This is a genomic window from Deltaproteobacteria bacterium (assembly GCA_016180855.1).
In the GTDB taxonomy this organism is placed as follows: Bacteria; UBA10199; UBA10199; order JACPAL01; family JACPAL01; genus JACPAL01.
The window spans coordinates 24728-33434 of sequence record JACPAL010000024.1 but is presented as its reverse complement, the minus strand read 5'-3'; the positions used below and the strand labels follow the sequence as shown (position 1 = coordinate 33434).

The 8707-nt window shown below is 53.0% G+C and carries 4 protein-coding genes and 1 other RNA gene; 1 reads left to right on the top strand and 4 read right to left on the bottom strand.

All coding sequences use genetic code 11. The annotated features are described in order from the left end of the window. Together ssrA and HYT77_10485 are read right to left on the bottom strand one after the other, a co-directional pair. Positions 1–347, bottom strand: a transfer-messenger RNA (tmRNA) gene (gene ssrA / locus HYT77_10490). A 64-nt stretch (positions 348–411) separates the two neighbouring features. Next, entirely contained in the window at positions 412–1701 is a 1290-nt protein-coding gene (locus tag HYT77_10485; GenBank protein ID MBI2068423.1) for a S41 family peptidase, read from the bottom strand. A 69-nt stretch (positions 1702–1770) separates the two neighbouring features. Between HYT77_10485 and HYT77_10480 the strand changes: the two genes are divergently transcribed. After that, positions 1771–3606 carry a transketolase gene (locus HYT77_10480; GenBank protein MBI2068422.1) on the top strand — a complete coding sequence of 612 codons (1836 nt, stop codon included), beginning with the start codon at positions 1771–1773 and terminating at the stop codon, positions 3604–3606. A 15-nt stretch (positions 3607–3621) separates the two neighbouring features. On the opposite strand, the gene HYT77_10475 is transcribed toward HYT77_10480, so the two are convergent. Further along, positions 3622–4152: a hypothetical protein gene (locus HYT77_10475; protein ID MBI2068421.1), complete on the bottom strand. Its 531-nt coding sequence runs from the start codon at positions 4150–4152 to the stop codon at positions 3622–3624. Between the two features lie 139 nt (positions 4153–4291). After that, positions 4292–8698, bottom strand: a complete 4407-nt coding sequence (locus tag HYT77_10470) for a hypothetical protein (GenBank protein MBI2068420.1) — start codon at positions 8696–8698, stop codon at positions 4292–4294. Positions 8699–8707: the final 9 nt, after the last annotated feature.

Sequence of the window (8707 nt, the reverse complement as noted above, 5' to 3'; positions counted from 1 at the left end):
TGTGGAGGCGCCGGGAATCGAACCCGGGTCCGAGAAACTTCAGTCACAGTCCCTACAGGCTTAGTCTTGAGTTTAAGTCTCGCATCCTGGTGACCTCCAAGACAGGGGCCAGGACGCCAGCCGCTGTAAGATCTCGCCGCCTGATCCAGAGACTCAATCAAACGGCCATCCCATATTTGGCGTCACATCAACACCCGATGGGAGCGGATATTGAGGACGGCTGCTTTAATTAAGCAGCAAGTGCGAGTGTATCGTCACTTAGTTTGGTGCCGGTGTTTAACGAGGATCCAGCAACCTCGGCCTGCGACATGCGACCTCCGACTCCCCGTCGAAGCCATTTCGCCCCCTCATTCACTTGAATCCCGGAGATGATAAATGGGAATGGCTGTAAGGTCAAATCAGAGGTGACCCCTATTTTTGTTGCGGTGGGACAAACGCCTCGAGCCCCTTGAGATAATTGAGTGCCAGCTGTTTTTGATGGTCAATCTCGGATTCCTTCTCTTTTGCGAATTTTCTCTCCTCCTCTTCCAGATGCCCTTTAAGGTCTTTTTCACGAATAGAGGATTGGGAGGATTCAGATGAGCTGGGCGCCTCTTGGGTTGCCACGATATCCGGTTTGATCCCCTCGGCCTGGATGGAGCGACCCGAGGCGGTGTAGTAGCGCGCAATCGTGAGCTTAAGCGCCGTCCCCTTATCGAGCTCATAAACGGTTTGAACAGAGCCCTTGCCAAAGGTGGTCGTTCCCAGGAGGACCGCCTTGTGGTGGTCCTGCAACGCCCCCGCAACGATCTCCGAGGCGGAGGCCGAGCCGCCGTTAATGAGGAGAACGATCGGATAATTAGGCTCATTGCCGTCGTCCTGAGCCAGTTTACGATCGGTCTCCTGATCACGACTCTTGGTCGATACAATGACCCCCTCTTTGAGAAAGGAATCGACGACAGCGATTGCCTCATCCAGAAGTCCACCGGGATTGTTTCGAAGATCGAGGATGAGTCCTTTCAGGAGGGTCCCCTTGCCTAGTCGTTGTAACGCCTTGGTGAGTTCACGGCTCGTCCCTTCCTGAAATGAATTGATCCGGACATAGCCATACTGTTTCTCAAGAAGTTCGGACCGGACACTCTGGATATGGATCACCTCACGCGTGAGCACGACGTCGAACGGTTGCTTCTTCCCTTCTCGCACCAACGTGAGCGTAATTTTGGACCCCTTCTTGCCGCGCATCTTTGAAACGGCATCGGCGAGTGACATCTCTCTAGTGGGAGTGCCATCGATCTTGATGATCTTGTCGCCGGCCTCGATCTTCGCCTTATAGGCCGGTGTCCCCTCAAGCGGGGTGACAACGGTCAGCACCTCATCTTTTATTGTAATTTCGATACCGATACCCCCAAATTGTCCCTCCGTATCGACCTTGAGCTCGTTGTAGACATCACGCCTTAAAAAACTGGAGTGGGGATCGAGCGAGCGGAGCATCCCGTCAATCGCCCCCTCAATCACCTTTTTGCCATCGACCTCTTCAACGTAATGGTTTTGGATGTAATGGTAGACCTTTGCGAAGAGATCGAGCTCTTCGTATGGGACCGGCGGAACCTTTGCCTCCTCTTCCTTCTTGGGATCGGCATAGAGAGGGAGAAAGGTCAAAAGTGTTACAAGAAGAATGGAGAATTGTCTCTTCAACTTGGTGTTTATGTTTCCATGCCTCATTCAAAAAGTATAGATTCTTCTTTGACTCTTGGCTTGCCTTTTTCCCCCTCGATGACTAATAGCCGCCCCATGGTTGAACCGGCCGATCTGGCGTCACTCGCCCGTCTTGTTCGGTATTATATCCTGACCTCCACAACGGAGGCGGGCTCCGGACATCCAACGACCTCCCTCTCTGCGACCGATTTGATGACGACCCTCTTTTTTAAGTATCTCCGGTTCGACCTTGCAAGGCCGGCACTGCCTAATAATGACCGTTTGATCTTTTCCAAGGGGCATGCCGCCCCTCTTTATTATGCGTTGTTTGCGGCGGCCGGAAAACTCTCGCAGGAACAGATAAACGGTTTGCGTCTTTACGAGAGCCCTCTCGAGGGACACCCGACCCCCCGCTTTACCTACGCGGAAGTTGCGACCGGCAGTTTGGGACAGGGATTATCAATAGGTGTTGGGATGGCACTCAACGCCAGGTATCTCGATAAGCTCACGTACCGAACCTATGTACTCCTGGGGGATGGTGAGTTGGCAGAGGGGTCGGTCTGGGAGGCGGTTCAGCTGGCCGCTTATTACAAGCTGGATAATCTGATTGCGGTCGTCGACATCAACCGGATCGGTCAGAGCCGGGAGACGATGTGGGGGCATGATGTCGAGTCGTTTGCCAAGAAATTTTCGGCATTTGGGTGGGAGGTGGCGATTGTCGATGGCCATTCCATAGCGGAGATCGAGTCGGCGTATGATCGTTTCCTGAGCAATACAGAATCTCGTCCGAAGGTGATTATTGCCAAGACGCTCAAGGGGAAGGGGGTCTCCTTTCTGGAGGACAAACTCGGCTGGCATGGCAAGGCGTTGTCGCGTCAGGAGCTCGAAAAGGCGCTTCAGGAGATCGGTCCGGTTGATTTGAAGAGGGTCGGGCAGGTACAAAAACCGGAGGATCGCCGACCGGAGAAGAGACCGGTCAAGAATGAGAGCGGTCCTGCTTACAAACCGGGGAACTCCATTGCGACCCGGAAGGCGTACGGAGAGGTTCTTGCCTCCCTTGTCGATCGTTACCCCGAGATTGTCGCAGTCGATGGCGATACGAGTAATTCGACCTTCTCGGAGATTGTTGCACAGAGGCATCCGGAAAACTATTTTGAGATGTTCATCGCTGAACAGAACATGATCGGTGTGGCATTGGGGCTTTCGAAACGGGGGAAGGTTCCGTTTGCCTCGACCTTTGCCGCCTTTTTGACGCGCGCGTTTGACCAGATTCGGATGGCCGCGGTCAGTCGGGCCAATTTGAAGTGTGTTGGATCCCATGTAGGGGTCTCGATTGGTGAGGATGGTCCCTCGCAGATGGGATTGGAAGATATTGCGATGTTTCGATCGATTTCAGGGAGTACCGTTCTTTATCCTTCCGATGCCGTGGCGACGGGACATCTCGTCGAAGAGTCTGTGAAGAGAGAGGGGATTGTCTATATCCGAACCAGCCGGCCGGCGACACCTGTTATTTACCCATCTGATGAAAAATTCCCGATTGGTGGTTCCAAAACGATCAAGTCCTCTTCACAAGACAAGGTGACGGTTGTTGCGGCCGGTGTCACATTGTTCGAGGCACTCAAGGCGTATGATCAGCTTCAGAAAGAGGGGATCTCCATCCGGGTGATCGATTGCTATTCCGTCAAGCCACTTGATGAAAAGACGCTTCGCAAGGCGGCCCAGGAGACGAAGGCGATTCTTGTTGTGGAGGATCACTGGTTTGAAGGGGGAATCGGAGACGCCGTGCTCAACGTATTTGCCGAGAAGCCTTCTGTCCCGATCATTAAACTGGCCGTTTGTGAGATGCCTCGCTCCGGCAAACCGGCTGAATTGCTAGAGGCTGCCGGGATTTCCGCGTCCTGTATTGTCAAAAAAATTAAAGAGATTGTTTAGGCTGTTTGGCTGAACCTACCGTATTTCGAAGTCACCGCAATCTTTTTGATAAGACCGATCGAACTTGCTTTTTTTGACGACGGAGCTGCTCCCCTCCAACATTCCAAAGACATACCCACCAACCGAAAGGGAGAAGCTGGCAATGCCAAGGATCAAGAGAGCTTCTCTTGTTGTCAACTTTCCCTGGAGTCGAGCAAAACTAACCCCGCCAAGGGCTATAAAACCAAAAACGCTCATGTTAAAGGCAAAAATGCCACGACCAATTTCTTTATAAATATGCCCTACGTGACATCTGGCGAGCGAGGAATCGTACTGCTGTGGGAGGAGTTTTGGGTCACAGTTATTTTTAATCCACGTAAATTGACGCTCTGCACTTATCCACTCAGAAGGGTTGTCTCCAAATAATTGGTTATAAGACGCCTGACAGGTTGGGCCAAATTCGCGAGCGAACTCGTCAGGTGTCTTCAATTCCCCATCCTCTTTTATGCGGGATGGAAGAACCGGTCGAAGCGCGGTGTTATATCCGACCACTAATTGGGGTAACACCAGAACTCCCAGAGCTGTTAAGGTAAAGTCTAGGATTGTTGAAGCTCTCATAGTAGTATCGTCGACTTCAATTTGAAAAGGATGCTACTAAAGGTACCTAGTTGACCATAAAATGTACTCTTAGAGAGTACGGCCTATCTCATTTTCTCCTCACCCTCCCCCCTTGAAACAAGAGGTAGAGTTCGGAGGGGCCGAGCGTAATCTGCCTCCTCCAGACACCACCCTCGTTGGTAAAAACAACCGCCCCCTGGCCGCTCAGGTTGAACTGAATATCCGGAAACTCCAGCCCCACACTACTCCCCTTCCCTCCGAGCTGCAATGTCGTCTCGTAACTCGTCCCATTTTGGTTAAGCGAGATGCCGTTCAGTTCCACAGAAACAGTCGGGGTTGTCTGGCCCGGAATCTTCTGGATCCGGATCCTCCCTTTCCGGATCATCAACTCTCCTTCAAAATGAGGGTGTCGATGATTCAATTCATGCGCCAGATGGGTCTCAAAAATTCCCAGAAGGGCCAGTTGGGCATGGAGATCGGCCACCTTGAGGGTTAGGCCCTCAAATTCCAAGAGAGAGAGATCCCCTTCTGTTGTTTGAAGGCGTCGGAGGGCATCCAGCTTCAAGGAAAAATCCGACTCAAGATGATCGACGTCAATGGAGGGGTGGTGATGATGAAGGGTAAGATGCCCTTTGGAAGAGAACCGCATCCTTCCCTGCAGATCGATATCTCTGTTCCGAGCCGTCGATTGGGCCAGGAAGCCGTCAAAATCGGCTGTCTGAAGGGTCGCTTCCAGGTGTGGTAATCCTAAGCTCTTCAAGAAGTCGAGCGTCATCCGGTCAAAGGCAAGATGAACCTCATCACCTGAAAACTGGACCTCATCGTTTCGGGCCTGGATGTTGACCCCGCGTGCATAACTCGTCTCCCGGAGTCGAAGTGTCAGGCCTTTCTCCAACTCCATCGTACCTCCGGCAGAGAAAGTGAGCTCCGGCAAAGAGAGGTAGAAGTCCTGATCAAAAATCCCTCCTGATCCCGACGGAACGGAGATTATCCCCCCCCTGTTCGCCTTATAATGGAGGCGCGGGATAACAAAATGCCCCCCCACAAAGCTCATCTGGCGATCCTCAAGTTTGCCAAAGCCAATTTCAAGACGGTGGGGAAACTGCTTTAAGGAAAAAATCCGGCTGATGCGAGGGGAACCCTCGAACCGCGCGGTCTTACAATGAACTGCCGATTCCTCACACGCCTTTTGAAGAGAGAAGTCAAACCGAAGTTCGTCTGAGCCGATCGTCGAGGTCTCAAAACGGCGTTGCATCGGATCCAGCTGATCCGTTTCATTTCCCTTATTGAAGGTGAGATTCCTACCGGCAAGCGAGGTAACAGCCCCATCCCATGTGGGAGATCCTTCGGAAGGTTTAAAACGGAATTGGAGCAAATCAAGGTGATAGGGGGCGTGTAATTTCCGCCGGCCAGGATCAATCACGAACCTTGATTTTTCACCAACCTGAAAATCCTTGAGCTCCAGGAGAAATGGAGAGGCAGACAAACGGATATGGGGGAGGTGAAAAGGATCAGCCCCTATTTTTCCATCTCGCTCATTCCTCCAGATCCTCAGAGGAGCCTTGGAATCCATCTCAAACAAAAGATCGGTACGAACCTTCCCTGCCCCTTCGAGCCGAAACTCTCTGGGTCCCCCTTGAAACTGGAGATCAATAACACCGGTCATCTCATCCCAGAGAAACGAGGGGGTGTTACGAATCTTGGCTGGTAATCCCGTGGGACGAGAACCGCCAGAGGCACCGTTATCATCGGAGCGGTTCAGAATGGCACCGATCAATTTCCTGATCTGATCCCAATCGAGCGGGAGCCGCCAGCTTGTTCCGTCCTGCTTCACGCCAAAAGAGGCCGGATCCAATCCCTGGCTCTCAAACAGGAGCTTCACCAAATTGACAAGGCCGCCACCGTGAGAGAGCCGAAGAATAAGCTCCCCAGGTTTATACCCTTGGGGTTCACTCCATTGAAAACGGGTCCAGTCAAACTGTTCCGGCGGAAGTTCCTCGGTATGAAGCCTGACCCCCTCAAAGACAACCTCTTCTTCCGTGATGCATCGCCCAAAAAGATTCAGACAGGCTCGAATCGGTCTCTGGGGACCGACGGAAAAAAAGGCAACCTTCTCTTCTCCCGTACGACGGTCAGGCCAGGTCCCCATCTCCATCTTCCAGGAGATTTTTTGGGGGAACCGAAAGCTCACCGTAAGGTTATCCCCCCAAAGCGGTATCTCGGTCTCAGTCGGATTCTGGGGCAGGTCGACCTGCAGACGATTGATCTGGTCGATGGAGGCAACAAAACTCCCAAGGATTTGACGAAGCGCCGGGAGGAGAGGACTCTCCGCCGGATCCTCCCGTTTAGTTTCAATCTGGAGCGGAGGAGGGAGGACGGTCGGGAGCGAAGCGGCTTCTTGTGGAAATAACGAAGGGGAGGAAACTTCCCGACGATCGACGGAGCGACCGAGCAGTTCACCTTCATTAAAGATCAGGGCCCCTTTACGATCGATCTCCCAATCGTGGAGCGACAGGGTCGCACTGATCTTTTGCGGCTCACCTGACCATGACAGGACCTGATCGCGATCGGCCTGCAGGTAGTCGGCAGGGCGATTTTCGTGGTCGGCCTGAAGAAGTCCCTGAAAACGCCAACGATCCTTGAACGGCGAGTAGTCAACGGAGAAGAGGTTGATAAGCCCCTGCCGGATCGGGATCGTCAAACCGTCCGACCGACGTAAAACACCCCCTCCCTCTAAAACCGCGAATGGTGCGGAGGCGAGCGGGTGAGAAGATTCCATATGGACCGTCCCGGAAGGTGAGATAGTCCCTTCCAGCTGGGAAACAAGAAGCCGGGTTTTGAAGTCTCCCTTGGCACCCTTCGGTGTTTTAAACCGGAATCCTGATCTCCCCTCCAGCGCCTTGAGATTAAAACGAAGGGGGTCTTGCTGGCCGCTGTAATAAAGTCGCCCCCCCCTGAAAACAGCACGATCCAAATTGACCCTCAACGAAGAAACTCCTTCGGAACCAAGGCGCTCCATCGAAAAATCACGGAGGTTCCCTCGACAACTGATCAAGGCGCCGTTCGCCAGAAGGTCTTCGGACCGAAATCCACAATGAGTGCCCCATTCCCCCTGAAGGGTCAACTGGGGCAGGAGACGAATCGCCTTTCCTGCCATGCCATCAAAATGAAGCCCCCCTGTCAGGGAGAGCTGACGAGATCGATAATCATAGAGGAGATTCAAGAAAATATCTGTCAGCCTGGCGGAGAGCTCATGCTGAAAACTGTTAATAGAAAGCCGGCCGGCGTTTTGGACAATCTGGATGCCATCAGGACCGCCTTGAAATTTAAAAATAATCTTGTCCGGCGATTCAACGACAAGGCCCTCTTTAAGCAACCCCTTGTGGACCAGCCGCCCCAACCGGACCTCCACGGTCCCGGAGAAATTTTTCGGATCGTGCCAAACAAGGTCCTGGGGGATGATAAAATCGATCTGATCCAACTCCACGGATAAGCGATGCTGCCTTCCAATATACCCGATTTCCTTAAGACGCAGATGAACGGCCGGCGAAAAGGCTGAAGAACCCCACTGATTCGGATGGATGAGATTCTCCAAACTGCGGACCGTCAGCTCCTCGCCCGATTCCCTGTCCTGAAAGAGCGGATCCTCAAAATCAAACTCCTGGATCGCCTCCACGGTCTCCCTCCAGGAGGGCCAATGCGGGAAATCGGTCCCGGGAGGGGATGGATTCTTTTTCTGCCAGGTTCTCTCGAATAGCTCCAGGAGCCGGGAACCTTTTAATCCGGTGACAAACGGTTCCGAGGGGGCGGGTTCCTCAAAATAGCCCTGAAAAAACTCCTCCAAAGCGGGGGTCACATCATATTCCCCCCGTGAATTAGCACACCCGAATTTATAATGGAGGAGCAACCGGTCAGCGTCGATCGTCGGTTCCTCGTCGGCAAAACGCGGGAAAGGGGGACGCTCATCAACAAACGTGCGAGCCGTTGCATAGATCCTCCCGTTTTCAAAACGCACCCTATCCAGAGCCAGCCAGAGAGGCATCTTCCCACGATCAAAATGTTTATTCATCGTCAACCCGACGCGTCCATGAACCTTGAGGAGTCCCGACTCAATCTTTCCGTCACGCCAGACAACCGGGTTCACGGTCTCAAAGTAGCTCCCCTCATCGGAGTGGAAATAGACCCACCCTTTTTGTAGTCGGGCAACGGGATAACCAAAAAACTTTCCGAAAAATTCATAATGAACATCCAGGTCCGGTGAGAGCCAGCTCTGAAAAAGGGGCCGATGCCCATAAGGCAGGGGGAACCGTTTGATATGTTGAGTCCCCCGCTCAATCTGATCGAGGGCCTCCGCCGCCCCTTTTAAGACAGGATTCTCAATCTGACCTCGGGATGAGGGGGAAGGATTTGGCGAGAAAGGAGGGGGTGTTTTCGCCGGAAATTGCGCCGGATTTCCTTCACACCCAACGCCAAGCTTTGAGCAACCAGCCTCCACGCCGGTGGA